The organism is Streptosporangium sp. NPDC002524, from assembly GCF_040295985.1.
Classification (GTDB): domain Bacteria; phylum Actinomycetota; class Actinomycetes; order Streptosporangiales; family Streptosporangiaceae; genus Streptosporangium.
Genome location: NZ_JBEOWK010000013.1, coordinates 174597 through 200189, shown reverse-complemented (window position 1 = coordinate 200189; position 25593 = coordinate 174597). Strand labels below are relative to the sequence as shown.

Genomic DNA, 25593 nt, shown 5'->3' with positions numbered 1-25593 from the left:
TCAGTGCATGGTCAGGCCGCCGTCGACCGTCAGGACCTGGCCGCTCATGAACTCCGAGTCGGGGGAGCAGAGGAACAGCATGGTGCCGACGAGGTCGCGGGGGTGCTGGTGCCGTTTGACGGACTGGTACTGCAGGATCTCCTGCACGGCCTCCTGGCCCGCAGGAGTGAGGCGGCGGTCCGGGAGGTCGGGGACCACCGCCCCCGGGGCCAGCGCGTTCACCCGGACGCCGTGCTCGCCGTACTCGCGGGCGAGGGCCTTGGTCAGCCCGATCACCCCCGACTTGGCCGCGATGTAGTGGGCCATGTTGGACAGCCCCGACCACACCAGGTTCGTCGTCACGTTGACGATCACGCCGTGCCCCTGCTTCCGCATCACCGGCAGCACCGCCCGGCAGCACAGGAACACGCTGTCGAGGTTCAGGGCGACCACCCGCCGCCAGGCGTCGTGGTCGATGTCCTCGAACGCCACGTGCGGGTAGCTGCCCGCGTTGTTGACCAGCACGTCGACGGCCCCGAACCGCGACAGCACGGTGGCGGCCATCCCGGAGGTCTCGTCGGGGGAGGTCACGTCGATGCCGAGGGGGTGCGCGCGTTCCGCGCCCGCCCGCTCGTTGAGCCAGGCGGCGAAACCGGCCGCGCTCTGCTCGTCGATGTCGCACACGACGACCCGGGCGCCCTCCTGGACGAGGGCCGTGCAGTACCAGCGGCCGATGCCGTTGGCCCCGCCCGTCACGATGACGACGCTGTCGTCCAGCCTGCCCATCAGATCCTCTTCCGGTCGTCGTCCGGCTGGTAGAACATCAACCGGTTGCCGTCGATGTCGCTCGCCTCCAGGAACCGCGCGACGCCCGCGACGTCGCGCGTGCGGGCCGGCGGGGTGGTCCCGTCGCCGTCGAGCAGCTCGCGGACGCGCTCCAGGTCGTCCACCCGGAAGTCGAGCACCGCCCCGCGGCTCACCCCGTCGGTGGGGATCTCCGACAGGCCGATGCTCACCCCGGGCACCGGGGACGCCAGCTCGATCCAGCCGAACTCCGGGATCGCCGCCAGGACGCGGCAGCCGAGCATCCGCTCGTACCAGCCTGCCGCGACCTCGGCGTTCGCCACGGTCAGCACGCACTGCAGCCTGCGGTCGTCCGTGCCGGTGACGGCCGGGGGCTGGGCGGCCATCCGGGCGGCGGCGCTGCCCGGGGAGGCGGAGGTCGCCGCCGCCAGCAGGGCGCCGTCCAGCGGGAGCGCCCTGAGCGCGTCGATCAGCTCCTCCCGCCGCTCCGCCAGGAACCCGGCCACCGCACCCGCCACCGCACCCGCCACGTCACCCGCCGTCCTGCTCGTCGTGTCGCCCGCTGCGCCCGCTGCGCCCGCTGCGCCCGCTGCGCCCGCTGCGCCCGCTGCGCCCGCCGCGCCCGCCGTGCCCGCCGTGCCTGTCGCGTTCGTCGTGCCGCTCGTGTCACCCGCCGCCGTGACGTACGCCTTCCCGGTGTTCTCCCTCGACGGATCCCCGACCGGATCCCCGACCGGATCCCCGACCGGAGTCCCGGACAGAGCCCCGGACGAACTCCCGGACGGAGCCTCGGATGGCCTCCCGGTCGTTCCGCCGGTCGCGGGTAGCCCGGAGCGCCAGGTCTCCCGCTCCTCCAGGCGGGGCCTGACCGCGTCGGTGAGGAGTTTGAGGATGTCGGCGGGGGCGAACGCGATGTTGACGGCGAGGGAGTGCCCCACCGCCTTCGCGCTGTGCCAGGTCCCGGCGGGCAGGCACAGCACGTCGCCGGGACCCAGCAGGACCTCGGCGAACGCCTCCTCGGCGATCTCCGGGCGTTCCCAGGGACGGACCGAGCTGGGGGCCCGCCCGATGTAGCGCACCCCGCCGTCCGGGCCGGCGAAGGCGTTGCCCAGGGGGAACGGCACACCGGGTGCCCGTGACAGGCGCCAGCGCTTGTGCCCGTCCAGCTGCAGGGTCGTCACGACGTGGGCGTCGAAGTGGGTGTTGAAACCGTAGCCGTGCGGTGAGAGATAGCACTTGACGCTCGCGTCGCCGTGGTGGCCCAGCTCGTGCTTGAGCCGGGCGGCCAGCTCCGCGATCCGGGGGGCGGCGCGCTCGATGGGCTCCACGCAGATCGAGGCGCCACGCCCGAGATGCCCGGCCACGTCGGCGGCCTCCACCGCGACGTGCGCCCCGGCGGCGCCCCCGTCGCCCTCGTGGTCGCCGCTGGCGCGGATGAGCAGGCCGAGCTCGCGCTGGCGGCTCACCGCCTCGCGCAGGTCCGCCATGGTGAACAGGTCGCGGAACCGGCCGGCGGGCCCCTGGACGTGCAGCGGCCTGCGCTGCCAGTACGCGGTGCGGAACACGCCGGGGTCGAGCGGGTGCACCAGCGAGGCCAGCGCGGAGGCGCCCTGCCGCGCCGGACCGGGGGCGGTGACGGTCAGCGGCCACGTCCCGGTCGTCCCGGCTGTTCCCGTCGTCCCGGTCGTCCCGGTCGTCCCGGTCGTCCCGGTCGTCCCGGTTGTGTCGCTCAGTTCGGCCGTCCCGGTCACCTCGGTCATTCCGCCTCCCGGGAACCGAGGAGGAGGCTGTAGACGACCGACTCGTGCAGCCCGTCGAAGCCGAGCAGGTCGTCGAGCTCGCGGTCGAAGTAGCCGCCGACGGGCACCGCCGCCAGGCCGCGCCCGGAGGCGGCGAGCACCGCGTTGTGCACGGCGTGCCCCGCCTCGATGAGCACGAAGCGGTAGCCGCGCTCGCCGTACTTGAAGACGGAGCGCTGGAACACCGCCGACACCAGCAGCACGGCCGGTGCCGCGCCGACGAGCTCGGACTGGACGAAGCAGCTCCCGGCCTCGAACTCGCCCAGCTCGTGCAGCTCGTGCGCCGTCGGATCGTAGTGGTAGAGCCCCCTGACCAGGCCGGACACGTCGCGCGCCCAGAGATACAGCTCCAGCGGATACAGGGCGCCGCCCGAGGGGACGGCCCGGAAGGGGCGCGGGTAGCGGTTGTCGGCGTTGGGCCTGGTCACCCCGTACGCGCACCGCAGGACCTTCGACACGTCGGGCAACCCCACCGGCCCCCGGCCGAACCCCCGCGCGGACTCGCGGCCGATCAGCGCCTCGTCAAGATCGATCTTCGACGGCGGGAGCTCGTACGGCAGCGCGATCCGGGGACGGTCGCGGTACGGCTTCGTCTCGCGCAGCCCGTTCATCACCGCGACGACCGTGCTGTCGGCGGGGTGCCTGTCGAAGTACAGGTGGGGTGTGGCCCGGCTCGTCTTGGAGTTCTCGTGGAAGCTCTCCCAGACCGCCTCCTCGCTCTCCTCCAGCAGGAACGCGTCGACCGGATGCATGGTGGCCCTTCCTCGTCGGGGATCTTCCTCGTCAGGGAAACGGGTGGGGATGCGGGTTGTCCTCACCGGGGGACCAGCCGGGCAGCGAGGTCAGCCGCCACCCGCCCGTCGCCCGGTTGGAGTGGCCCATGTGCAGCGGGTGCAGGCCGGGGACGACCACCCGCACTACCGACAGGCCGAGCTCCGCGACGTCCGGCGTCGTGAGGTCGCAGGCGATCACGTCCTCACCGGTCGCCGCCACCCCCGCGACGAGTGCGCGGAGGGACAGGTCGCGGTCGCCGGACAGGTCGAGGTCGGTCTCCTGGGAGGAGTCCCAGGAGAAACGGGCGTACTCCTTGGACTCCTGCGGGCAGTAGTAGCGCAGATGGGCCCGCTGGCCGTCGACGGCGGGATGGCCGGACTCCACGTCGACGGGGACGGGGGGCAGGTAGTCCATCACCTGGACGGAGAACTTCCGCGTGTGCGCCAGCTCCTCCAGGCTCTTGCGGCAGGCGACCTCGGCGTCCGGGTGGGAGGCCGCGGCGAAGGCGAGGGCGGGTGACGTCCGGGTGAAGCCCTCCGCGATCGTCATGACGGACGGGCAGCCGACGTCGGTGCCGATGTCGACCATGTGCACCGCCAGCCCGACCTCCTCGAAGCGCCGCACCAGGTCGGTGAGGGAGTCGGGCAGGCGGTCGAGCCTGATCCGGGGACGGCTCAGCCGTCCCTGCCACATGAGCGTGAACGCGTCACGCTCGACGACCTCGCACAGGGCCGACACCGTGGCCTCCTGGACGGAGGGCCCGCAGGCCAGGCCGGTGGAGATGGGCTGGGCGATCGGCGTCTCCGCCCGGTAGTGGTAGGGGACGTACACGAAGGCCGCGGGCAGCAGGATCTCCTCCCCGGTGACCAGGGAACGCCCGCGCGTCCAGGCGACCCGGGTGGCCGACGTGAACGGCCGCCAGGGGAAACCCGGGGTGGCGTACTGCTCGGGCCGGTAGAGGGCGTAGGTGCCCGGCGGGGTGGCCGGGCTGTCGAGGTCGTCGTAGGCGGAGACCAGGAGGTCGTCGTAGGAGAAGCAGGCCGAGCAGTAGCGCTCGACCGCCTCGCCGACCGCCTTGGCCAGGGCCCTGCGCCGATCGGTCGCGGCGCCGCCGTTGTTGCCGAAGTTCTTCAGGAAGCCCATCGCCTCGGTGGAACAGGCTTCGGACAGGTAGTGGACGAAGCGCGGGTCGTCGTCGTCGATCCGCAGCTCGGTGATCTCGCGGACGATGCCCGTACGGGGATCCACGAGATCCGTCCACGCGTCGAGCAGATCCATCGGCCTCCTTTTCCGGTGATCCTGATGACCGCGATGGTCCTGATGACCGCGGTGGTCCTGGCGGTTCCGGCGGTCCCGGCGGTCTCGTTCGCGACAGGTTCGGAGCCGTCACGGGTCATTCGGAGAGCTGGGAGCCGTGAGTGATCACGGGCGCGCCCTGCCTGGCCGTCCCGCCGCAGTCGGGGCAGCGCGGCACCCGCAGCACCCGGCGCACGGCCGAGCGGAACGGCACGAGACCGACCTCGATGACCCGGCCGCACGCGGTCACCGGCAGCCCGGCGAGGTGCTTGACGGCCTCGGTGGCCGCGATCTCCCCGGCCACCGAGGGAATCGAGGGCAGGAACCCCGCGCCGGGCGAACGCTGGGCGCGCAGCATCGCGTGGGCCTCGCGCCACACGTCGCCCGAGTCGATCCTGAGCAGGTAGCAGCGCAGGCAGGCGGTGTCGAAGGGATGGGTGAGCGGGCCGACCCGGATGACGAGGTCGTCGATCCAGACGGGCAGCAGGACGACGCGCGCGTCGAGCGCGCGCCGCGCCACGTCGACGAGGGCGGGGTCGGCCGGGCCGTCGGCCGCGGCGCACCAGAGGTCCCAGCCGTCCTCTCCGGCCGCCGGCGCGGGCCGCGACCCGACCCGGCCCACACCGCACGCCACCAGCGACCGGGTGAGCGCGTCGGCGACCCGGCCGGTGCCGGTCACGAGCACCGCCGACTTCGCGATCTCACCGGGCCCGTCGGGGGACAGCCGCGCCATGCTCGACCAGAACCGGGCCGCGGGGTCGTCACCCGCGTCCTCGCCGAGCAGGCCCCGTGCCCGCAGGTTGACGATCACCTCGCGGGCGCCCTCCCGCTCCTGCGGGGGGAAGGCGTCGACGAGCTCGTCCAGCGAACGCGATCCGTCCGCGAGTTCGGCGATCCGGTCGAGCAGGGCGCCGATTCCCGGTGCGGCCAGCCGCACCTCTGTCAGCCCACGTTTCGCGACGGCCTCGTCGGGGCCCAGACGGGCGATCTGGAGCTCCCGGCCGCTCAGCGGTTCCTGTGTCGCCAAGGCGCTAGGAGGCCGTGGGGGTCATGTCGGCCGCCGCGCAGGAGCAGCAGGGCGTGCAGCAGCAGCACGAGACGTCGACGCTGCGCACCGTGGCCCTGCGGCTGACCAGGTCGCTGCCGACCGCGCGCTTGAACTCGAAGAACACACCCTCCAGGTCCTGCAGGTCGTCGAGGCTCAGGGCCGCGACACGGCGGTTGTCGGTCGGGATGCCGCTGAACTCGGCGGCGAGGTCGTTGAGGTCGTGGACCGTCAGGTCGCGGATCCTGGGCAGCTGCTCCAGCTGCTCCGGGGTCGCGAGGCCCAGATCGGCGACGGTCCGCGACTGCTCCTTCTTCTGGAGGTTCTCCGCGCGCTGCAGGTCGTCCGGATCTCTCGCGGGCACCGCGGACAGATCCTTGAAGGGATTGTTCTCGGTCATTCGAGTCACCTCTTTCGGTTGGGCGCCGTTCCTGTACCGTAAACTTTTGAGGCTTGCCAGGCAATGGCGAATAATTATTCAGGAATGGATTTTCCATGGTGAGGTAACCGTGGTTTCGGGCCAATCGAAAGGAGGGGGAATTGTCGATCTCCTCGGGGTGGACGCAGCTGGCGTTCGGTGCCGACCTCGGCGACGACGTCACCGTCCTCGACCTCTCCGGCCGCTCGCTGATCGCCGTACGGATCGGTGGTGACGTGGGAGTTTATGACGCGACATGTCCGCACAGAGGGGCCCATCTCGGATACGGCGGAAAGGTCGATGGAAATGCAATTATTTGCCCTTTTCATGGGCATCGAGTGCAGTTGGGAGGTGAGAGCTCCGGCCGTTTCCGGATCGACCGCCACCGCTCGGCGCTCCGGGCCGGGGGCCTTTTCGTGCTCCTCGACCCGTCGTTCGACACCGGCCTCGAAGATTTCCTGACGAACTTACAGGAAAGCCACAGAATTGTTTCGGGATTCTCGCTCCACGTGAAGGTCCCGGCGGAATACGTCATCGAGAACGTCTTCGACGCCGATCACTTCGCCCCCGTCCACGGGCTCGGCAGGCGTCCCCGGCTGAGCGTCCGCCCGGCGGAGGGCGGGGTGCTCTGCGTCGAGGGCGACCTCGACATGGCGCGTCCCAACCGCTGGCAGGCGAGGGAGCCCGAGGACGACCCGGCCAGGGCCCACTTCCGCGCCCTGGTGTTCAGCCCGAACCTGGTGGCCACCGAGCTGGGGCCGCCGGACGAGCCCAACGTCGTCGTCACCGCGGCCACCCCGGCCGGTGACGGGGCCTGCGTGGTCAGGGTGACGGTCGCGGTGCCCGCCCGCAGGGCCTCCGGCTCCCCGACCGTCCGCGAGGTCGCCTCGCTCGTCGGCGGCAGCCGCACGGCGTTCGAGCAGGACGCCCTGATCTGGGAGCACCTCGACACCACGGTCGTCCCCCGATACACCGAGGGGGACGAGCTCGTGCGCGCCTACCGGTCGTACTGCCAGAGGTTCGGGGGCCCCGATGAGCGCCGACCGGCCTGACCCCGCCGTCACCGCCGGTGGCCGGCCCGGCGCGCCCGCCGTCGAGAACGACGGCCGTCGCGGTCCCGCCATCAGAGGCGAGGGCCCGCCCGGTCCCGCCGTCGTGGAAGGGGGCGGTCCGGCTGTCACCGACGGCGGAGGTTCGCGCGGTCCCGCCGTCGCGGGGAAGGATCCCGCAGGTGAGGGCTCGCCCGGCCTCGTCGTCACGGAGGAGGGCGACTGGGACGGTCTGGCCGTCACCGCGAGCGGCTCGGGGAGCGGAGTCCCGGGGAGCGGGGTGCTGTGGCTGCACGGCTACACGATGAGCGCCGCCATCTGGCCGCCGCTCTGGGAGCGGCTGCCCGGCCACCGCCACGTGGCCGTCGACCTCCCCTGGCACGGGCGCTCCAGGCCGCCGCGCGACGGCGAGGACCGCGCCGCGCTGGCCGATCTGCTGGTGACCCGCGCCCTGGAGGCGGGCGTACGGCATGTCGTCGCCCTGTCCTTCGGCACCGTGGTGGCCCTGGAGATGGCGCTGCGCCACCCGCGCGCGTTCGCCTCCTGGACGCTCGCCGCGCCCTCCTACGCGGGCGGCCCGCAGGACCGGGCGGTCGAGCGCCACTATCTCGACCTGCTCCTCCTGCGCCGAGGTGCCGGTTCGAGGGCACGGACGGCCGCGCTGTGGATGTCGTACGCCCCCATCTTCGGCGGGATCGCGGCCCGGCCCGGGGCGCGCTCCGCGCTCGCCGACGTCATCGGCGGGCACGCCTGGGACGAGCTCGACGGCGCCGGTCTCCGTCCCCTCCTGGAGCCCCGGCAGCCGGTGGCCCGCCTGGCCGCGCTGGCCGCGCCACTCCTCGTGCTCGTGGGCGACGGCGAGATCCCGGCGCACCGCGCCTGCGCGGAGACGATCGCGGCGGCGGCACCCCGGGGTTTCCTGCGGGTCCTTCCCGGTACGGGGCACCTCGCCCTGCTGGAGGAGCCGCGAGCCGTCCTGGAGATCGTCGGCGCGCACATCGCCGACGCCGACCACACCGACCAGACCGACGCCGACCACGCCGACGCCGACCACGCCGACGCCGACCACGCCGACGCCGACCACGCCGACGCCGACCACACCGACGCCGACCACACCGACGCCGCCGACGCCGCCGACCACGCGGACGACGTGGGGCGCGGCTGAACCCGCCCACTCCGGGCTGGTTCAGCCGTTGACCCATCTGACCAGCCGGTTGAGCACCCGCATGCCGTCGTGCGGGCGTCCGGCGTACCCGTGCTCGGCCGCGCCCAGCGGGACGACGTTGTCCACCCCGCACGCGGCGACGGCGTCCCGCAGCGCGAGCCGGGTCTCCTCGGGGGCGATCCCGGCCGTCGAGACGGCGGGTCCCAGCAGGGGCAGCGCCCGCCGCAGGTCGTCGACCGCGCGGACCAGGACGAGCCGGGAGCCGGGGTGCCGCGCGAGGTCGAAGGCGCCGTCGACCCGTACGACCGCCGACGACACCTCGGGCCACTCCCCGTTGACGTACCAGCGCCCGGTGCCGAGCAGGCCCCTGCGCAGCTGGACGAGGCGTTCCCGGGCCTGCCGCGAGGGCCGGTGCGGGAGCGCCACGTCCCACTCGGCCAGCACCCCGGCGAGCGTGCGGGCGTACGCGTCGGCCGTGGGGGCGTCGCACTCCACGACGTGGAGCAGCGAGGACGTGCAGGCGGCCTGGTTGGCGATCAGCGAGTCGACCGCGGCGAGGCGGGCCGCGGCCTCCGGGTCCGAGCGGACCAGGGCGGCCCCGATCATGCTCAGCGAGAACCTCGGGCCCATGACCAGGGTGTCGGTGCTTCCGCCGCGGGCCGCCACGCTGCCGACGGTCTCCGCGGAGCCCCAGACGACCCGCCGGTCGAAGGCCCCGTCGGCGAGCAGGGTCGCCTCCACCCGCCGGTCGCCGCCCCGCCAGTACGCGAGCGTCGTGTGCCTGGCCAGCGGGTGGCCGGGGTCGGTGTCGCGCAGCGCCGCACCCAGCGCGACGACGAGCGCGGCGGCCTCTGCGGCGGGTTTGATCACGGCGGCCCCCTTGGTCGCCCACGCCCACAGCAGGGAGACCACCGGGACCACCGGGGCGTTCCCCGCGGTCAGATGGAGCTGCCTGGTGGGGAGCGCGCGCAGCGCGGGCCGCGTCTCGCGGGCGTGACCGGCGAAACGCGCGGTCATTCCCCGTACGGGCGTCTCGCCGACCTCCCCCCAGGTGTCGAGCGGGCCCGTACCGAGGTCGCGCTCGATCATGCGGCCGACGGCGTCGCCGTCGAAGAGCGCCGGGAGCTGGGCGAGGAAGGCGCGGTGCGCGCGATCGGCGACCAGCGAGGTCGCCGCCAGCAGCGCTCCCGCCTCGGCGGCCTCGGGGGAGCCCGCCAGCAGCGCCCGCCCGACCGCGTCCACGAAGGAGAGCACCTCGGGCACGGGGGTGCGCGCGAGTTCCAGCAGCGCGCCCGCCGGATCGGGTTCGAGCAGGGAGGACGGGTCGGGGGCGGGCAGCACGAGCACCTGCGTCTCACCGGTGAGCGCGAGCGAGTCGCGGTCCACCACCGGCCGCCCGATCAGGTAGCAGCCGTCGCCGCCCGTCCCAGGGACGTGGTGCGACCCCCGCTCGGCGACCGCCAGGCGGACGTCACCCACCCGGGGCCAGGGGGGCATGACGACCTCGCCCCGGACCACGGCCGGGAGCCGGACGATCCGCGTACCGGCGATCGTGCGGGCGTCGAGCGTCATCGGGCCGTCCTCCCCGTTTCCCCCGCTTCTTCCCCGGCGGCGCACCCGCGCTCGCCCGCGCCGACGGCACGGACGATCGGAGCGGCCAGGGACGGTCCCGGCAGACCGCATCCGCAGGGGTCGCGGCGGAGCCGGACGGCGTCCCCCGTGACGACGAACCCCGGGTAGGACAGCGCGAACGGATCCAGCACGGCCAGCACGCCCTCCACGTCGTCGCCGTCGACGGGGGTGAGGAGCCCGTCCACGACGACCGGTTCGACGCAGGGAGGGACGTGGTAGCGGTCGTTGACGCAGCTCGGGAAGACCGTGTTCAGCTCCGAGGTGGAGTAGGTGTCGACGTACCGTTCGCGCGGCACGCCGAGGTGCTCGGCCACGCGCTCCACCAGCTCCTCCCGGGGGATCGCCGTGCGGCCCTTCCAGCCCCCTCCGGTGACGACCTGGCTGCCGGGCGGCAGCCGGATCCGCCGGGCCGTCGGCGAGAGATGGCCGAGATGGCGGAGAAGGCCGGAGAGCTCCGGGGGCGTCCCGAACACGAGCACGGGCCGCTCGGCGCCCCTCAGGAACTCGGCGGCGGCCTCGTGGCCGGGAGGCGCGCCGCCGGGACGGGACAGGGCCTCGCCGGAGAGGGCGCGCAGGCCGGACGGGGTCTCCCGCAGCAGGTGGACGCGGACAGCTCCGGCGGCCAGGCCGGTCGCCCCCGACTGGATCCCCGTGCCCAGCCCGGGGGTGACGAGCTGGAGGAAGTCGTAGCCGCCGGTCGCCGGGGTCCAGGGCAGGCGCACGCCGGAGGTGGCGCGCAGCGCGGCCAGGGTCAGGCGGTCGCGGGGAACGATGGACGGCCGCCCGCCGGTACCGCTGGAGAAGGTGACGTACACCCCGTGCCGCTTCAGGACGGCCCGCCACTGGTCGACGTCGTCGGCGTGCAGGCCGGGGCCGGTGAGCCGCTCGACGAAGATCGACCCCAGCCAGCGCGACAGCTCGGACAGCCCTCCCCGCAGCCAGGCCGGGTCGTAGCCCTTGAAGAGCTCGCCGGTGACCAGGAACCGCTCGCGGACGTCGGCGAGGGTGACCGTCCCGATGGAGGACGACTCGCCGATGAGCGCCGCGTACGCGGGGATGGTGGCGGCGTAGCGGTGGTGGTTGCCGACGAGGGCGGCCTCCCTGAGCCTGGCCGCCAGGTCCTCGTCGATCGGGGCTCCCGAGGACCACAGCCTGGCGCAGACGAGCAGGGACTGCACGGGGGAGACGGCCGTCAGCCGTGGATTCGGACCGGGCACCGTCCGATCGTCGCCCGTATTCGGTTGCCTGACCACCCCGCGGACCGAGAATAACGGCGTGGTTGTCAGTCGGTGAGCGTAATAAATCTGGATTTAATGGGAAAATGCCATAAATTTTTTTGTGGCCTTGACGGCCCGCGGGGCCGGTCTCAGGCCCTGGCTGCGGCGGTGGAGTGCTCGCCGCCGAAGGCCGCGACGGCTCCCAGGCCGAGATAGACGACACCGCTGGTGACGTCCAGGCGGCGGCGGGCGCGGGCCGAGCGGCGCAGGCGGCCCGCCATGGCCGAGGCGAGCAGGGCGAAGGCGCCGTCGCTCGCCACCCCGAGCACCGTCCAGATCAGGCCGAGCAGCACGATCTGCGGGGCGATCGGCCCGGCCTCCGGGTCGGCGAACTGCGGCAGGAACGCGAGGAAGAAGATCGCGGTCTTCGGGTTGAGCACGTTGACCACGAAGCCCTCCCAGAACATCCGGGACCTGGTCGCGATCCGCGGCTCGAAGGACTCCTCCCCGTTCGAACGGGTCATGAGCTTGCGTACGCCCAGCCAGACCAGGTAGGCGGCGCCGAGGTACCTCACGATCGTGAACCCGGTCGCCGAGGCCGCGAGCAGGGCGCTGATGCCCAGGGCGGCGGCGGCCACGTGGACCAGCGAGCCGAGGTGGATGCCGAGCACCGACACCAGCCCGGCGGACCGGCCCTGGGCGACGCTGCGGGTCACGATGTAGAGCACCGCGGGCCCCGGGACGAGCAGCAGGGCGAGGGTCGCCGCGGCGAAGAGGGCGAGAGCAGGCAGATCTGGCATGTCCGGATCGTAGGGTCACCGGTTTCCCCGGCGCCTCACATTTTCACCGCCGGACGGCGGGGCGCCCGTACCGTCCGGAGGCCAGACGGTACGGGGATCACGAGTGTTCCACCGGGATCCGCGACGTCACCGAGGTCAGCGCGGTCAGCAGGGCGGTGGTGGCCGGGGGGTCGGGGGGCTCGCCGTAGGTGGCGGCGTAGACGTGGCGGGTCGAGCAGGGCAGCTCGGTCGTGTTGATCTTCGGGTGCCGGTGGGCGTGCAGGGCGAGCCCCGGCAGGGCGCTCACCCCGATCCCGGCGGCGACCAGGGCCTGGACGGCGACGATGTCGTCGGTGGTGAAGGCGATCTCCGGCTCGAACCCGGCCTTGGCGCACAGCTCCAGCAGGTGGGTCCGGCACCGGTCGCAGCCGCCGATCCACCGGGAGTCGCGGTACGAGGTCAGCTCGCCGACCGGGCCGGAGGTGACCAGGTAGCTGGGGTCGTCCAGCAGGTGGAGCAGCCGGATCCCGTCGGCCTCGGGGGCGGTTTCGTCGTAGCGGAAGATGACCGCCACGTCCACGTAACCCGCCTTGAGCATGCGCAGCGCGTCGGGAGGCTCCGTCTCGGTCAGCCGGAGCTCCAGGGCGGGGTGCCCCTCGGCGAGGACGGCGGCGGCCTCCGGCACGAACGTCCCCAGGGCGGAGGGGAAGGCGGCCAGCCTGACCCGCCCGGCGCGCAGGCCCACGTGCGCCGACAGTTCGGCGGACGCGGAGTCGAGGCGGCCGATGATCTCGGTGGCCCGCTCGGCGAGCAGCCGGCCCGCCTCGGTCAGCCGGATTCCCCGGCCGGCCCGCTGGATCAGCTTGGCCCCGGTCTCGGCCTCCAGCTTCGCGAGATGGTGGCTCACCGAGGGCTGGGAGTAGTGCAGCTCCCTGGCCGCCGCGGTCACCGAGCCGTGCCGGGACACCGAGGCGAGGACGCGAAGGCGCACGATATCGAGCATGTATTAACTTTATCTATGAATGAGCGGGAAGATAGGCATTGGACGTTATGGATCTCCCCGTCGCATCCTTGACGCATGACAACCTTGACGCTCACCCGCCCGGGCCTGGCAGAGCTGGTCGCCGGGGTCCGTGACCTCGTCGGCCCGTCCGCCGACGCTCGGACCACGGCCTTCGCCGTGGCCGGGCTGCTGCGTGAACGGCTGCCGTCCCCCGAGATCCTCACCGAGCAGGAGCGCCTCGGCGACCCCGACCGCTACGTCGGCCACACCCTTCACGCCGAGGACGACTTCTCGATCGTGGCCGTGGTCTGGCGCCCCGGGCAGAAGACCGTGATCCACGACCACATCGCGTGGTGCGTGTTCGGCGTGCTGCAGGGGGTCGAGTACGAGACCCTCTACCGCGACCACGGCGACCACCTGACCGAGATCGGCAGGGCCGCCAACCTGACCGGCGAGGTGAGCGGGTTCGCCCCGCCCGGTGACATCCACCGCGTCCACAACACGGGCGACAAGACGGCCATCTCGCTGCACATCTACGGGGCCGACCTCAGCGCCGCCCCCACCAGCGTCCGCCGCGTCTACGAGCTGCCCGTCCGCTGAGGGTCCGTTCGCTGACAACCTGTTCGCCGACGACCCGTTCGCCGACGATCCGGACGATCTGTTCGCCGACGATCCGTTCGCCGGAGGATCGAAGGATCGTCCGCCGATGAACCGTCCCGCGCCCCGCCCGTCCGGTGAGCGGGGATCACGGGCCCGGCCTCCCCATCGAGCCGGGCCCACCCCCGGGCACCACTGAGCCGCGCACCCCGACCCCCCGGCCACTGCTGAGCCGGGCACCCCGGCCGCCCGCGCCATCGAGGCGGGACCACCCCGACCACCCCGATCACCCCGTCGCCGCCGTCCAGCAGGGCCCACGACTGCTCGCCGCCGTCATCGAGCAAAGCCGAGCTCAGCCCAGTCCTGGCCCGCCGTCGCCGTCGTCGCCGTCGAGCCGGGCCTCCCGGCCGCCCGGCCACCCAGCCGCCGTTATTTCTCCACCTCGGGTTTCCTCTCCGCGTTCAGGCTCTCCCTGATGGCCTCCAGGCGGGCGGCGCCCTCGGCGTCGACGGCGGCGCGCTCGACCTCGATCATCCGGGCCTCGACGGAGCCGGAGGTCAGCTCGGCCTCGCCCAGGGCGCGGGCGTAGCGCTTCTCGATCTTGTCGCGGACCTCGTCCATGGTGGGCGTCTCGTCGGCGGGGGTGAGGCCGGACAGGTCGCCCATCGCCCGGTTGAGCTCCTCCTGCACCTTGGCCTGGTCGAGCTGGGAGAGCAGGCGCATCCGCTCGGCGATCTTCTTCTGCAGGGCCATCGCGTTGGTCTCGACCGCGGCCCGCGCCTGGGCCGAGGCCTGTGTGGCCCGCTCGTGCGCCAGCCGCGACTCCCGCTGCGCGCTCTCCGCCGCCACCAGGCGCGAGGCGAAAGCGCGGGCCGAGTCCTCGTACGACAGGGCCTTGCGCTCGTCACCCGCGACCCGGGTCCGCTCGGCCAGCAGGAGGGCCTGGCGGGTGTTGGCCTGGAGCCTCTCGGTCTCCTCCATGGAACGGGCGAGCCTCATCTCCAGCTCGCGCTCGTTGCCGATCACCGCCGCGGCCTGCTGGCTCAGCCGCCGGTGTCGTTCCTTGGCCTCCTGGATGGCCTGCTCGATCTGGACCCGGGGGTCCGACAGCTCGTCCAGCCGCCCGGAGAGGGCGAAGACCAGATAGCGCCAGGCCCGACGGATGACCTTGAACATGAGGGCTCCTTATCGATCCAGCGCGTCGCGCGTGATCTGCTCGGTTTCGTGGAGGCCCTGGCGGACTCCTTCGAGGGTGTCGGCGAGCTCGTCCAGCACCCGGACCGGCTCCAGCGGGCCGTTCGCCGACACCGCCGACAGCTCCACCAGGCGGGCGAGGAGCCCTTCGATGCCGATGGCGCTCGACTCCATCCGGGCGAGCACCCGCTCCCGGGTCGCGGAGAGCCGCTCGACCACGGCCCGCTGGGAGGCCAGCGAGGCGAGGGCGCGGTCGATGTCCTGGGTCAGGCCCTGCCCCGCCTCCTCGCGGGCCCGCGCCAGCCTGACCTGCTCGTTCCAGAGGCCGCCGAGGTCGAACCTGGCCAGCGCGGCGCCGGTGAGCGAGGCCTGCCCGGCGAGCCGCCGCAGCGTGGCCGTCGAGTCGTCGATCCGGGGCCGCATCAGCGCGATCCGCTCCGCCAGCGGGCCGCGCTCCATCGAGGCGCTCAGCTCGCCGAAGCCGTACGCGGCGGATCCGGCCCGTTCGAGCCAGTACTCCTCCGGGCTGCCGGGGGTGACGGCGAGCCCGTCGCGGTGTCCGTGGTGGCCGCGGTCCTGCAGGACCGCGACGCCCGCCTTGGACAGCCAGACGACCACGCCCACGAACGCGGCGGCCGCCGGGTGCACGCTGACGGCCCACGCGGCGCCGCCGGCGGTCGCGCCCAGCAGCAGGCCCCATGGGTCCCTGAGTTCGTCGGCGAGACGTGCCATTAGAAGTTGGATACCACCGCGGTGAACACCTGGTCGATACTTCCGGATTCGCGAGAGTCGTACGCGGCGGCGGCGGTCGCCTCGGAGATCTGCTTCAGCACGCCGAGGTCGGCGTCCTGGCCGTAGGCGATCGTGAACATCCGCACCGTCTCCTGGCCGGATTCGGTACGCAGGTCGGGCAGCAGGTTCTCCAGGGAGAGGCTGTCGGGGTCCTCGTTCTTGCCGTCGGTCAGGAAGACCACCGCGTTGATCGCGTCATCGTTCCGCAGCTCGCGCACCTGCTCGTGGGCCGCGAACGCGGTGTCGTACAGGCCGGTGCCGCCGTCGGGGGTGAGGCCGTCGAGCCTGGCGCGCAGCTTCTCGCGCTGGGCGGTGTCGACGGTGGCCAGCGGGGCCAGCTCCAGGTGGTCCTTCGCGCCGTCGCGCTTGGTGGAGAACATCCACAGGCCCACCCTGTCGTGCGGGCCGAACTGGGGCAGCGCGTTGATCGCGGCCTGCTTGGCCAGGTCGAGCTTGCTCTTGCCGGTGCCGGGCACGGGGGCGCCCATCGAGCCGGAGACGTCGATGACCAGGAGGACGTTCGCGGGTTTGCGCAGGTCGGCCCAGCCGGTGAGCATCTTGTCGAGCACGTTCGGGGCGGGCGGGCTCAGCGTCGTCCTCGGCTCGGCGGGCAGCAGGCCGTTCGCCTGGGTGATCAGCTTGCCGGCCTCGCCCTCGTGCGAGCGGAACGCGAACTCGGCGAACCTGGCCTGCTGCTCGGGGGCCTGGAGGTGCGCCAGGAAGTCGGCCGCCACCGCCCGCTTCGCGTCGTCGACCCACGGGGCGGTGAGCACCGCGTACGGGTTGTCGGACATGAGCGTGCCCTCCTTGGGATAGATCGCCGCGAGCGGCACCTTGGGCTTGGCGTGCTTGCCCAGCGTCGCGGGGTCACCGGTCGGGTTGCCCTGGTTGTAGTCCCAGACCGACTTCTCCTCCACGGCCACCGCGGAGATGTAGCTCAGGCCCGCGCCCGCGTCGTCGGCCCGCTGGAGGTTCGACAGGAACGTCAGCGTGGTGTCGCCGTAGTGCACGATCGAACGTTCCACGCCCCGCACGAAGTCCCTGGCCTTCGCGTCGGCCACGTTCTTCTCCGACAGGTCGCCGGACAGGCCGGTCGCCGCGAAGTAGGCGCCGACGGTGGCGTTCAGGCCGCTGGTGGAGAAGTTGGGGTTGGTCTTGCCGAGTTTGAACTGACCCCATTCGGGATGCCCGTACTTCGCCCACGACCCGGCCGAGACGGCGAGCACGTCGGACCAGCCGAGCTTCTTGCCCGGCCAGCCCAGCGCCTGGGCCATCGGCAGCGGCATCGCGACGACCAGCGGTGTCTTGGCGATCGACGGGTTGTCGGCGGCGACCAGGGAGCCGGAGTCGTTCGCCGAGGCGCGCTGCTGGAGGAGGGTGATCCAGCCGCTGCTCGCGGGCGACCACACGTCGGGGCGGGGGCCGTCCTGGCGCTCGTCCCAGCCCCGGGCCAGCGCCTGCATCGCGCCGCCGCTCGCCTTGGTCTCGACGACGACGTCGGCGCAGCGCCCGCCCACCTGCCTGCCGTTGTAACCGGAGGCGATCGTCCTGAGGAGCTCGGCCTTCTCCGACGAGGCGGCGACGGTCAGGGTGACACCCCCGTCGCAGACCTTGGCGGGCTGTTCGGTGGCCTCGCCCGCCACTCCGGCTCCGGGCTCGCTCGCGCCGACGAGGATCCGCAGGGCGACGATCAGGGCTCCGGCGAGAATGACGGCGACGATGAACGGGGCGAAGTTTCTCCGCCGCCGCTGTGGTGGCTGGTACAACCCTGCCTCCCGGGGGATGTCTGTACTTATCCGACGAACGAATCGCCCCGAGAGTTCTCCGCGGCCGGAGTTCGTCGCGGGTACCGGAAACCGCGGCGGTCGCGGGGAATCCCGGACCGCCGGAGGTGACCTGGGAAACCCCGCTGCCGCTCCCTCTTCGTGAGCCCGAAGCATGCCGGGGCCGAATGGGCCAGAGCATGCCGGGACCGGATGAGTACGGGTGTACTCATGTGCGGCCGGGCGTCCCAGGACGACGCTGGAGTTCTCGAAACGGGCACCGGACGACGGGAAGGGGCGGCTGGCATGAAGGAGGCGCGGAAACGGCGGGGGATCGTCGAGGTCGGCGACGAGGCGGTCGTCCAGGCCGAGACGCGGAAGGCGATCCAGGCGCGGCAGGAACTGGCCGAGGCCGGGCTGAAGGTCCAGCGGGAGCGGGCGGCGTCGAGCAAGGCCGCGCGAAGGGCGATCGGGGAGACCCTCCAGCGGCTGGTCACCCAGGACGAGGCCGGGCGGGAGGCGGCGCGGAGCCTCCTCGCCGCCCGGGAGCCGGCCTCACCGGACGACTCCACCTCGTCACCGGAGAGGAGACACGCCGCCCGGTCGTCGTTCGCCGCGACGGCCGTCCCGGAGATCGCGCCGGGCGGGGAGACGCTGATCTTCACCGGGCAGTCGTACGACTACTGGAGAACCGGGAACACGTGGGGATCCCCCCTGTACAGCGACGATCCGGCCGACGAGTACGCGGTCAGGGTGCAGTCCATCGACGGGGAGCCCGACTACGCCTACGGGGCGTACGGCTTCGAGATCGTCCTGGAGACGCGGACCGCCACTACCGTCGAGGTGCGGCCCTTCCTGAGGTACGAGTACCAGACCAGGCTGGAGGGGCCGACGAGCTTCTGGGGCGACGGGGAGGCGTGGTTCCGCTGGGGGCTGGAGATGGGGGTCTGGCAGAACGGGAACCCGGTCGCCGACCTCTCCACCACGCAGATCTCCAACGGGAGCATCAGCGGCGGGGCGCCCATCGAGAGCTGGGACGGGGGCTACGCGCCCTCCGAGCTCAAGGTGGGCTTCCTCATGGAGGCCGACCGCCCCTACGTGATCACGGCCGGCGCCTGGGCGAACTGCGACTCCTGGTGCAGCCCGGGAGCCTGCGGCAAGGTGACCGTCGACATGTGGCTGAAGATGCCCCTGCTCTTCGTCGACCCGGTCTGACCCGGGGTGAGCCGGAAGGATCATCGTGTGACGCGCCCCCCGAGGAGATGGCCGGGGTGGCGCGTCACGTGCGCTTGACCGTGGCGCCGAACCTGGTCGCACGTACGCGTACGTGCCCCGCCACCCGCTCGATCCCGGTGATGCGGAAGTCGGCGGGAACCACCGAAGATTCCCCGCCCGCCGGAACGCGGGAAGGAGACGGCTCGTCCGGGAGGTAGGCGACGACGTGATCGACGAGTCCGGAGGCGACGAACGGCCCGGCGAGATCCGGACCCACGTCGAGCAGCAAGGAGCGGACCCCGTCCGCGTACAGCGCCCGTAATGTGTCCGCTGGATCGAGGACCGGCAGGCGTGGCGGAACGCGCAGGACACCCGCGCCGTGAGCGTCCGGTACGCCTTCCTCAAGGTGTCCGTCCACGCGGAGGACCGCGTCGGCGCCGATCCTGAGCCGACCGGCGGCGGGAACCCTTTCCAGCGCGCCGAAGGTCCCGGCGTCGTCGGTGACGTACACCCACGTGACAAGCGTCCTGCCCAGGTCCAGCGCGCCGAGCCAGGGGCCGAGCACGAGCCGTGCCTCGTCGGCCAGTACGCCGGTCTCGACAGCGACTCCCGCGTTCCGCAGCGCGGTCACTCCACCCTCGCCCCGGGACGTCGGGTCGATCAGGGCGACGACCGTGCGGGCGATCCCCGCTTCGATGAGCAGCTGCCTGCACGCGGGCGCGCGTCCCACGTGGTTGCAGGGTTCCAGCGTGACGACGGCCGTACCGCCCCGGGCCGCGACACCGGCCGCGCGCAGGGCGTTCCCCTCGGCGTGTGCCTCGCCCTTGCGACGGTGGTACCCCTCACCGACGGGGTGACCCCACGCGTCCAGGATGACGCAGCCGACCGGTGGATTGGGGCTGGTGGTGCCCAGCCCGTGGGCCGACAGGGCGATGGCGCGCCGCATCCCCCGGATTTCGGCGGAGGAGGCCATCAGGCTGTTACGGCTCCGTGCTTCTCGGCGATCTGGTCGATGCGGGCGACGAGAAGGAAGTCCAGCTCCGTCACCACGTCGCCCGCTGTGTGCGTGGTCATGACGATTTGCAGGCGGTCCCATCGGATATCGATGTCGGGCCGATGCTCCAGCTTCATGGCCGCCTCGCCGATGCCCGCGACGATTCGGATCGCGGAGTCGTAGTCGACCGCGAATGTCTTGCCGATCTGGCGAGCGTCTCCTTCCCACCCGTCTAGGGCGTCAAGGCGGCGCCGTACTTCGTCCTGTGGCAGGGGATCGCGGATAGTCATGGATCCACTATGCGAGGTCGCTCAGTTTCTCCGCTAGATCTCTTCCCACCCGGCTGTCCTTCCAAGCTGTCATCTGGGGGCGTAAGCCGGTCAGTTCGCGGATCAACCTGGCCGACCCGGTTTCCCGGGCGACCTGGATAGCCTCCAGCGCCGCTTGAGCGGCCTGCTCGGCCTCTGTCACGGCGAGCGCGACGGCCTGCCGGGCTCGGAACACCCCGACGTCCCGGCGTGAGGTGACCGGCATGGCGGGGATGATCTCCTCCCACAACACGCTGCTCTGCCGCGCGAGCCCGAGATGTCCGTAACACGTCGCGCGTTGGATCAGCAGGTAGTTAGGGGTACGGCAGGCGGCGCCCACCAGAAGGTCGTCGTCGAGTATGCCGACGAGTCGTTCGGCTTGCTCCAGGAGTCGTTCGCAGTGGCCTTGATTTCCCGCGAGGGCATGCCCGTGAGCACCTTGCTGTAGGGCGAGCAATCGCATTTTCGGAATCAGCCTGTGCTGGTCGGCGAGTGCGGCCTCCGTCAGGTCTATGACGGCGGTGGAGTCACCGAGATCGGCCGACAGCATTGCGCGGTTGGTGAGGGCGTGGCTCACCAGGTGGACGTCCTGCGCGCGATGCGCCGCCTCCAGGTTGGCACTCAGCCAGAACGACGCTCGTTCGGTCGAGCCGGCGTCCTGGTAGAGCCAGCCGGCGAACGCGGCGTAGGCAGCCGCCAGCCGGAACAACTCACGCCGCAGTCCGGGCTCGGCACCGCCCGCGAGCTCCATGATCGATGAGAACTGGGAACAGACCGGACCTACGAGGTAACGGGGCCCAAGAAGGGCATCGGCGCGGTAGTGGATCATCAGCTGATCTCTGAAGTAGCCGACAAGGTCGGGAGAGACAAGCCGGGGGGTCTTGCTCGGGAGCGGCCCCGGGTCTTGTTCCGCCGTGTCACAGGCGTCGCCGAACAACTCCGCCTCGGCGACGCCGAACGCTCGCGCGAACAGCTGGGGGTAGGGATCACGCGGACGATGTTTCCCTGACTCCCAGGTTTTGAGGCTTCGGACCAGGGACTCCCGGGTCGGCAGCCGGGCACGGACACGGTCGTCGGCCGCCTCGGCGAGTTGTTTGGCCATCTCCCTCTGCGACCAGCAGCGGCTACGGCGCTCGGCTCGCAGGCGGGCGGCCCAGGGCGCGACTTCGTTCACGTGGCACCTCACGGAGGTGGGAATCCGCTTGTCTCCTCCAGTTTTCACTGTCAGGGGGCGGTCACGCAGCGTTGTGGCGGAAGTGTGCGGGCATCCGACCGCACACCGCCGCCCTTTGCGCTCGCTGGTCCTGGGACGCGCCGGGGACCCGTCAGAACGCCGCGGAGCCGTACTCCTGGAGGAAGAGGGCCTCGGCGGTGGCGGTGCGGCGGAGTTCCTCGATGTTCACCCGCTCGTTGGGGGCGTGGATCGCCGCGTCGTCGTCCTCGGCGCCGAAGAGCAGGATCGTGGCGGCGGGGAACTGCCTGACGAAGGTGGAGACGAGCGGGATCGAGCCGCCCGCGCCGACGTCGCGCGGGGGGCGGCCGAAGGCACGTTCCATCGCCCGGTTCAGCGCGGAGCGGGCCGCGCCGCCGGTGTCGGCGAGGTAGCCGGACCCCATGGTGTAGTCGCCGACGTCCACCTGGACGCCCCAGGGGGCGACCTGCCGCAGGAAGTCGACGACGGCCTCGACGGTGGTCTTCGGGTCGCCGGCCGGGGGCACCCGCACGGTCACCCTGGCCCTGGCGACGGCCTGGACGGCGTTGATCGCGCCGGAGACCGTCGGCACGTCCAGGCCGGTGACCGTGATCGCGTACGACGCCCACAGCCGGTCGGCGAGCGAGCCGGAGCCGACCGCGGAGACGCCGTCGAGGATGCCCGCGGTGGAGCGGAAGTCCTCCTCCGACGGGCCGGAGCCGAGGAAGCTGCCGCGCGGCAGGCCGGGGACGCGGATGTCGCCGTGGTCGTCGTGCAGGGCGGCGAGCATCCGGATCAGCGCCGCGAGGGCGTCGGGGGCGGCGCCGCCGAACGAGCCGCTGTGCAGCGACTCCTTGAGGGTGCGCACCTCGACGGTGAAGGCGCCCATGCCGCGCAGCGAGGTCGTCACCGCCGGGTCGCCCACCCGGGGGTTGCCGGTGTCGGCGACCACGATCGCGTCGGCGCGGAACAGCTCGGGGTTGTGCTCGACGAAGGACTCCAGGCGCTCGCCGGCGTACTCCTCCTGGCCCTCGATGATGACCTTGACGCCGACCGGGAAGTGCCCCTGGAAGGCGCGGAGCGCCGCGACGTGGGAGATGACGCCCGACTTGTCGTCGGCCGCGCCCCGGCCGTGGATCGCGCCGTCGATCTCCGTCGGCTCGAAGGGCGGGGTGCGCCAGAGCGCGAGGTCGCCGGTGGGCTGCACGTCGTAGTGCGCGTACAGGAGAACGGTCGGCGCGCCGGGCGGGGCGGGGGCCTCGGCGTAGACGGCGGGGAAGCTGCCCTCGACGGGGAACTGCTGGACGCGCGGCAGGCCGGTGCTGCGCAGCAGCTCCTCGACCGTCGCGGCGGCCGCGTGCACGGGCTCCTCGGGGTGGCCGGGGAAGGCCACCGACGGGATGGCGACGAGCCTTTTGAGGTCCGCTATCGCCTGGGGCATGCCGGCGGTGACGGCGTTCTCGATCTCGTCAGGAGTCACGACTTTCCCCCGCATCTCAATATCTGGTGCGTCCTATTGGATCACAACCGCAGGTACGGCCGCTCTCGCGCACGATTCCAGCACACCAGGGTTCCGCCAAGTGGAACCGGGGTTTGGGCAATGCTCGGAGACCCTTCTCGTCTGATCGCGGATTTCGTCGTTGTTACATAGACGTTTTGCGGATTCCGAGGTTCTCGCACTTTAATGCCACGTTTTCACTTGGCAAGCGCTGTTCTGGCAGGCAGACTGGGGGAAGCTCAGCTCAACGAGGGAAGATCGTGATGACGCACCCTGAAAACACCGACGTGACCTCGCTCATGAAGGCCGCGCAGGACAACCTGTGGATGCACTTCACCCGGCACAGCTCGTACGAGGGCGCCGAGGTGCCGATGATCGTGCGGGGTGAGGGCTCCTACATCTACGACGTGCACGGCAAGCGCTATCTCGACGGCCTCGCCGGGCTCTTCGTGGTCCAGGCGGGTCACGGCCGCAGCGAGCTGGCCGAGGCCGCCGCCAAGCAGGCCCAGGAGCTGGCGTTCTTCCCGCTGTGGTCGTACGCGCACCCCAAGGCCGTCGAGCTGGCCCAGCGTCTCGCGGCCGAGACCCCCGGCGACCTCAACCGCGTCTTCTTCACCACCGGCGGCGGCGAGGCCGTCGAGAGCGCGTGGAAGCTCGCCAAGCAGTACTTCAAGATCACCGGCAGGCCGCTCAAGCACAAGGTCATCAGCCGCCAGATCGCCTACCACGGCACCCCGCAGGGCGCCCTGTCGATCACCGGCATCCCGGCCTTCAAGCAGATGTTCGAGCCGCTGGTCCCGGGCTCCGTCAGGGTGCCCAACACCAACCACTACCGCGCCGACGAGATCACCGGCGTGCCCGGCATGACGCCCGAGCAGTACGGCTACTGGGCCGCCGAGCGCGTCGCCCGCGCCATCGAGATGGAGGGCCCCGACACCGTGGCCGCCGTCTTTGTCGAGCCGGTGCAGAACGCGGGCGGCTGCTTCCCGCCGCCCCCCGGATACTTCAAGCGCCTGCGCGAGATCTGCGACGAGTACGACGTCCTGCTCGTCTCGGACGAGGTCATCTGCGCCTTCGGCCGCCTCGGCACCATGTTCGGCGGGCAGAAGTTCGACTACGTCCCCGACATCATCACCTGCGCCAAGGGCATGACCAGCGGCTACTCGCCGATCGGCGCCATGATCGCCTCCGAGCGCCTCTTCGAGCCGTTCAAGAACGGCACCGAGATGTTCGCCCACGGCTACACCTTCGGCGGCCACCCGGTGTCCTCGGCCGTCGCGCTGGCCAACCTCGACCTGTTCGAGCGGGAGGACCTGCTCGGCCACGTCACCCGCAACGAGCCGGTCTTCCGCTCCACCCTGGAGAGGCTCCGCGACCTGCCGATCGTCGGCGACGTGCGCGGCTCCGGCTACTTCTGGGGCATCGAGCTCGTCAAGGACAAGGCCACCAAGGAGACCTTCAACACCGAGGAGTCCGAGCGCCTCATCAGGGGCTTCCTGTCCGGAGCTCTCTACGAGGCGGGCCTGTACTGCCGCGCCGACGACCGGGGCGACCCGGTCATCCAGCTCGCCCCGCCGCTCATCTGCGGCCCCAAGGAGTTCGACGAGATCGAGTCCATCCTCCACTCGGTGCTGACGGAGGCATGGAGCCGCCTCTGAGCGCGCGCGGCCGCGCCGCCTCCGGACCGCCACGGGCGGCCCGGAGAGGTGCGCCGCACCCACCGGTGACCGTGCCGTGCAGGTCCTCCCGGCCCGCCGCGTCCTTCGTGCCCTCCCGCCGCCGTACCGCGTACCCGCCGGTCCGCCACCGGACCGGCGGCCTGCCCGGCGACGGGCCCGGCGGGACACCGTGCCTCCGCCCCGTGCCCCTCCGGAGCGAGACCGCGCCGCACCCGCGGAAACCCCGCCGTGCCACTCCGTCGGAACAACGAAAGGAAATCCCATGAAGATCGGCGTGCCCGCCGAGGTCAAGAACCACGAGTACCGCGTCGCCGCGACCCCGGCGGGCGTGCACGAGCTCGTCCGTCACGGCCACGACGTCTACATCCAGCGCGACGCGGGCCTCGGCTCGCACCTCACCGACGAGGAGTACCTCTTCGCCGGGGCCAAGATCCTCGACACCGCCGACGAGGTGTGGGACCAGGCCGAGATGATCCTCAAGGTGAAGGAGCCCATCGCGGAGGAGTACCACCGCATGCGCCCCGGCCAGGTGCTCTTCACCTACCTGCACCTCGCGGCCGGTCGCGAGTGCACCGACGCCCTCCTCGACCGCCAGGTCACCGGCATCGCGTACGAGACCGTCCAGGTCGGCAACACCCTGCCGCTGCTCGCCCCGATGTCCGAGGTCGCGGGCCGGCTCGCCCCGCAGGTCGGCGCCTACAACCTCATGCGCTTCAACGGCGGGCGCGGCGTGCTGCCCGGCGGCGTGCCCGGTGTGGCCCCCGCCAAGGTCGTCGTCATCGGCGCGGGCGTCTCCGGGCTCAACGCCGCGCAGATCGCGGTCGGCATGGGCGCGGACGTCACCGTCCTCGACCTCAACATCGACCGCCTGCGCTTCGTCGACGCCATCTACCAGGGCCGTCTCAAGACCCTCGTCTCGACCTCGTACGCGATCGAGAAGGAGGTCCTGGAGGCCGACCTGGTGATCGGCGCCGTGCTGATCCCCGGGGCCAAGGCCCCGACCCTCGTCTCCAACGAGCTGGTCTCCCGCATGAAGCCGGGCTCGGTGCTCGTCGACATCGCCATCGACCAGGGCGGCTGCTTCGAGGACTCCCGCCCGACCACGCACGCCGAGCCGACCTACCAGGTCCACAACTCGATCTTCTACTGCGTGGCCAACATGCCGGGGTCCGTCGCCAACACCTCCACCTACGCGCTGACCAACGCCACCCTGCCCTACGCGGTCAAGCTGGCCGGTCTCGGCTGGAAGGCCGCCCTCCAGGGGGACGCCTCCCTCGCGCTGGGCCTCAACACCCACGCGGGACGCCTCACCAACGAGCAGGTCGCCATCGCCCTCGGCCTGCCGTACGTGCCGGTCTCCGAGGTCATCGCCGCCTGAGCCGGGGCCTCCGTACGTCCCGC

General features: G+C 72.0%; 23 protein-coding genes and 1 pseudogene. 7 read left to right on the top strand and 17 right to left on the bottom strand.

What is annotated here, in order from left to right; all coding sequences use genetic code 11:
• The 6 genes from ABT053_RS23460 to ABT053_RS23435 all read right to left on the bottom strand — a co-directional run bounded on the left by ABT053_RS23460 (nucleotide 1) and on the right by ABT053_RS23435 (nucleotide 6097).
• On the bottom strand, nucleotides 1-765 hold the full coding sequence (locus ABT053_RS23460) for an SDR family NAD(P)-dependent oxidoreductase (RefSeq protein WP_350971294.1): 765 nt from the start codon (nucleotides 763-765) through the stop codon (nucleotides 1-3).
• Nucleotides 765-2543: a JmjC domain-containing protein gene (locus ABT053_RS23455; RefSeq protein ID WP_350971292.1), complete on the bottom strand. Its 1779-nt coding sequence runs from the start codon at nucleotides 2541-2543 to the stop codon at nucleotides 765-767. The genes ABT053_RS23460 and ABT053_RS23455 overlap by 1 nt, the downstream gene beginning before the upstream one ends.
• A complete protein-coding gene (locus ABT053_RS23450; RefSeq protein WP_350971290.1) occupies nucleotides 2540-3334 on the bottom strand; it encodes a SagB/ThcOx family dehydrogenase in 795 nt (264 codons plus the stop codon). The genes ABT053_RS23455 and ABT053_RS23450 overlap by 4 nt, the downstream gene beginning before the upstream one ends.
• 31 nt (nucleotides 3335-3365) lie before the next feature.
• Complete coding sequence (locus ABT053_RS23445) at nucleotides 3366-4634, bottom strand: YcaO-like family protein (protein WP_350971288.1); 1269 nt, start codon at nucleotides 4632-4634, stop codon at nucleotides 3366-3368.
• A 115-nt stretch (nucleotides 4635-4749) separates the two neighbouring features.
• The gene (locus ABT053_RS23440) at nucleotides 4750-5679 is read right to left on the bottom strand and encodes a TOMM precursor leader peptide-binding protein (RefSeq protein WP_350971287.1); all 930 of its coding nucleotides are present in this window, start codon (nucleotides 5677-5679) and stop codon (nucleotides 4750-4752) included.
• Between the two features lie 4 nt (nucleotides 5680-5683).
• Nucleotides 5684-6097: a hypothetical protein gene (locus ABT053_RS23435; RefSeq protein ID WP_350971285.1), complete on the bottom strand. Its 414-nt coding sequence runs from the start codon at nucleotides 6095-6097 to the stop codon at nucleotides 5684-5686.
• Nucleotides 6098-6237: 140 nt separating this feature from the next.
• Between ABT053_RS23435 and ABT053_RS23430 the strand changes: the two are divergent.
• The 3 genes and pseudogenes from ABT053_RS23430 to ABT053_RS23420 all read left to right on the top strand — a co-directional run.
• Nucleotides 6238-6456, top strand: a pseudogene (locus tag ABT053_RS23430) (Rieske 2Fe-2S domain-containing protein); the annotation flags it as partial.
• A gap of 168 nt (nucleotides 6457-6624) precedes the next feature.
• Nucleotides 6625-7167 carry a hypothetical protein gene (locus tag ABT053_RS23425; protein ID WP_350971423.1) on the top strand — a complete coding sequence of 181 codons (543 nt, stop codon included), beginning with the start codon at nucleotides 6625-6627 and terminating at the stop codon, nucleotides 7165-7167.
• Entirely contained in the window at nucleotides 7148-8329 is a 1182-nt protein-coding gene (locus ABT053_RS23420; RefSeq protein ID WP_350971283.1) for an alpha/beta hydrolase, read from the top strand. Before ABT053_RS23425 ends, ABT053_RS23420 begins: the two co-directional genes overlap by 20 nt.
• A 21-nt stretch (nucleotides 8330-8350) precedes the next feature.
• On the opposite strand, the gene ABT053_RS23415 is transcribed toward ABT053_RS23420, so the two are convergent.
• From ABT053_RS23415 to ABT053_RS23400, 4 genes are all read right to left on the bottom strand, one after another.
• On the bottom strand, nucleotides 8351-9901 hold the full coding sequence (locus ABT053_RS23415; protein ID WP_350971281.1) for an acyl-CoA reductase: 1551 nt from the start codon (nucleotides 9899-9901) through the stop codon (nucleotides 8351-8353).
• Nucleotides 9898-11178, bottom strand: coding sequence for a LuxE/PaaK family acyltransferase (locus ABT053_RS23410; protein ID WP_350971280.1), 1281 nt, complete (start codon nucleotides 11176-11178; stop codon nucleotides 9898-9900). Before ABT053_RS23410 ends, ABT053_RS23415 begins: the two co-directional genes overlap by 4 nt.
• A 149-nt stretch (nucleotides 11179-11327) precedes the next feature.
• On the bottom strand, nucleotides 11328-11978 hold the full coding sequence (locus ABT053_RS23405) for a LysE family translocator (RefSeq protein WP_350971278.1): 651 nt from the start codon (nucleotides 11976-11978) through the stop codon (nucleotides 11328-11330).
• A 97-nt stretch (nucleotides 11979-12075) separates the two neighbouring features.
• A complete protein-coding gene (locus ABT053_RS23400) occupies nucleotides 12076-12960 on the bottom strand; it encodes a LysR family transcriptional regulator (RefSeq protein WP_350971276.1) in 885 nt (294 codons plus the stop codon).
• Nucleotides 12961-13035: 75 nt separating this feature from the next.
• Here ABT053_RS23400 and ABT053_RS23395 point away from each other — a divergent pair, with 75 nt between their 5' ends.
• Nucleotides 13036-13560, top strand: a complete 525-nt coding sequence (locus ABT053_RS23395; RefSeq protein ID WP_350971274.1) for a cysteine dioxygenase family protein — start codon at nucleotides 13036-13038, stop codon at nucleotides 13558-13560.
• A 426-nt stretch (nucleotides 13561-13986) separates the two neighbouring features.
• Here ABT053_RS23395 and ABT053_RS23390 read toward each other — a convergent pair whose 3' ends face one another.
• The 3 genes from ABT053_RS23390 to ABT053_RS23380 are packed head-to-tail and all read right to left on the bottom strand — an operon-like array spanning nucleotide 13987 to nucleotide 17309.
• Nucleotides 13987-14733, bottom strand: a complete 747-nt coding sequence (locus ABT053_RS23390; protein ID WP_350971272.1) for a PspA/IM30 family protein — start codon at nucleotides 14731-14733, stop codon at nucleotides 13987-13989.
• A gap of 9 nt (nucleotides 14734-14742) precedes the next feature.
• Nucleotides 14743-15483, bottom strand: coding sequence for a hypothetical protein (locus ABT053_RS23385; protein ID WP_350971271.1), 741 nt, complete (start codon nucleotides 15481-15483; stop codon nucleotides 14743-14745).
• Complete coding sequence (locus tag ABT053_RS23380; RefSeq protein WP_350971270.1) at nucleotides 15483-17309, bottom strand: substrate-binding and VWA domain-containing protein; 1827 nt, start codon at nucleotides 17307-17309, stop codon at nucleotides 15483-15485. The genes ABT053_RS23385 and ABT053_RS23380 overlap by 1 nt, the downstream gene beginning before the upstream one ends.
• Before the next feature lie 303 nt (nucleotides 17310-17612).
• Here ABT053_RS23380 and ABT053_RS23375 point away from each other — a divergent pair, with 303 nt between their 5' ends.
• Entirely contained in the window at nucleotides 17613-18521 is a 909-nt protein-coding gene (locus tag ABT053_RS23375; RefSeq protein ID WP_350971268.1) for a hypothetical protein, read from the top strand.
• Nucleotides 18522-18585: 64 nt separating this feature from the next.
• Here ABT053_RS23375 and ABT053_RS23370 read toward each other — a convergent pair whose 3' ends face one another.
• The 4 genes from ABT053_RS23370 to ABT053_RS23355 form a co-directional block, all read right to left on the bottom strand.
• On the bottom strand, nucleotides 18586-19467 hold the full coding sequence (locus ABT053_RS23370; RefSeq protein WP_350971266.1) for a bifunctional diaminohydroxyphosphoribosylaminopyrimidine deaminase/5-amino-6-(5-phosphoribosylamino)uracil reductase RibD: 882 nt from the start codon (nucleotides 19465-19467) through the stop codon (nucleotides 18586-18588).
• A gap of 26 nt (nucleotides 19468-19493) precedes the next feature.
• Nucleotides 19494-19805, bottom strand: coding sequence for a 4a-hydroxytetrahydrobiopterin dehydratase (locus ABT053_RS23365; RefSeq protein ID WP_350971264.1), 312 nt, complete (start codon nucleotides 19803-19805; stop codon nucleotides 19494-19496).
• A 7-nt stretch (nucleotides 19806-19812) separates the two neighbouring features.
• On the bottom strand, nucleotides 19813-20997 hold the full coding sequence (locus ABT053_RS23360; RefSeq protein WP_350971262.1) for a helix-turn-helix domain-containing protein: 1185 nt from the start codon (nucleotides 20995-20997) through the stop codon (nucleotides 19813-19815).
• 151 nt (nucleotides 20998-21148) lie between these two features.
• Complete coding sequence (locus ABT053_RS23355) at nucleotides 21149-22495, bottom strand: M20/M25/M40 family metallo-hydrolase (protein ID WP_350971260.1); 1347 nt, start codon at nucleotides 22493-22495, stop codon at nucleotides 21149-21151.
• Between the two features lie 281 nt (nucleotides 22496-22776).
• On the opposite strand from ABT053_RS23355, the gene ABT053_RS23350 reads away from it, so the two are divergent.
• Both ABT053_RS23350 and ald read left to right on the top strand, forming a co-directional pair.
• Nucleotides 22777-24171: an aspartate aminotransferase family protein gene (locus ABT053_RS23350; RefSeq protein WP_350971259.1), complete on the top strand. Its 1395-nt coding sequence runs from the start codon at nucleotides 22777-22779 to the stop codon at nucleotides 24169-24171.
• Nucleotides 24172-24454: 283 nt separating this feature from the next.
• Nucleotides 24455-25570: an alanine dehydrogenase gene (gene ald / locus ABT053_RS23345; RefSeq protein WP_350971257.1), complete on the top strand. Its 1116-nt coding sequence runs from the start codon at nucleotides 24455-24457 to the stop codon at nucleotides 25568-25570.
• Nucleotides 25571-25593: the final 23 nt, after the last annotated feature.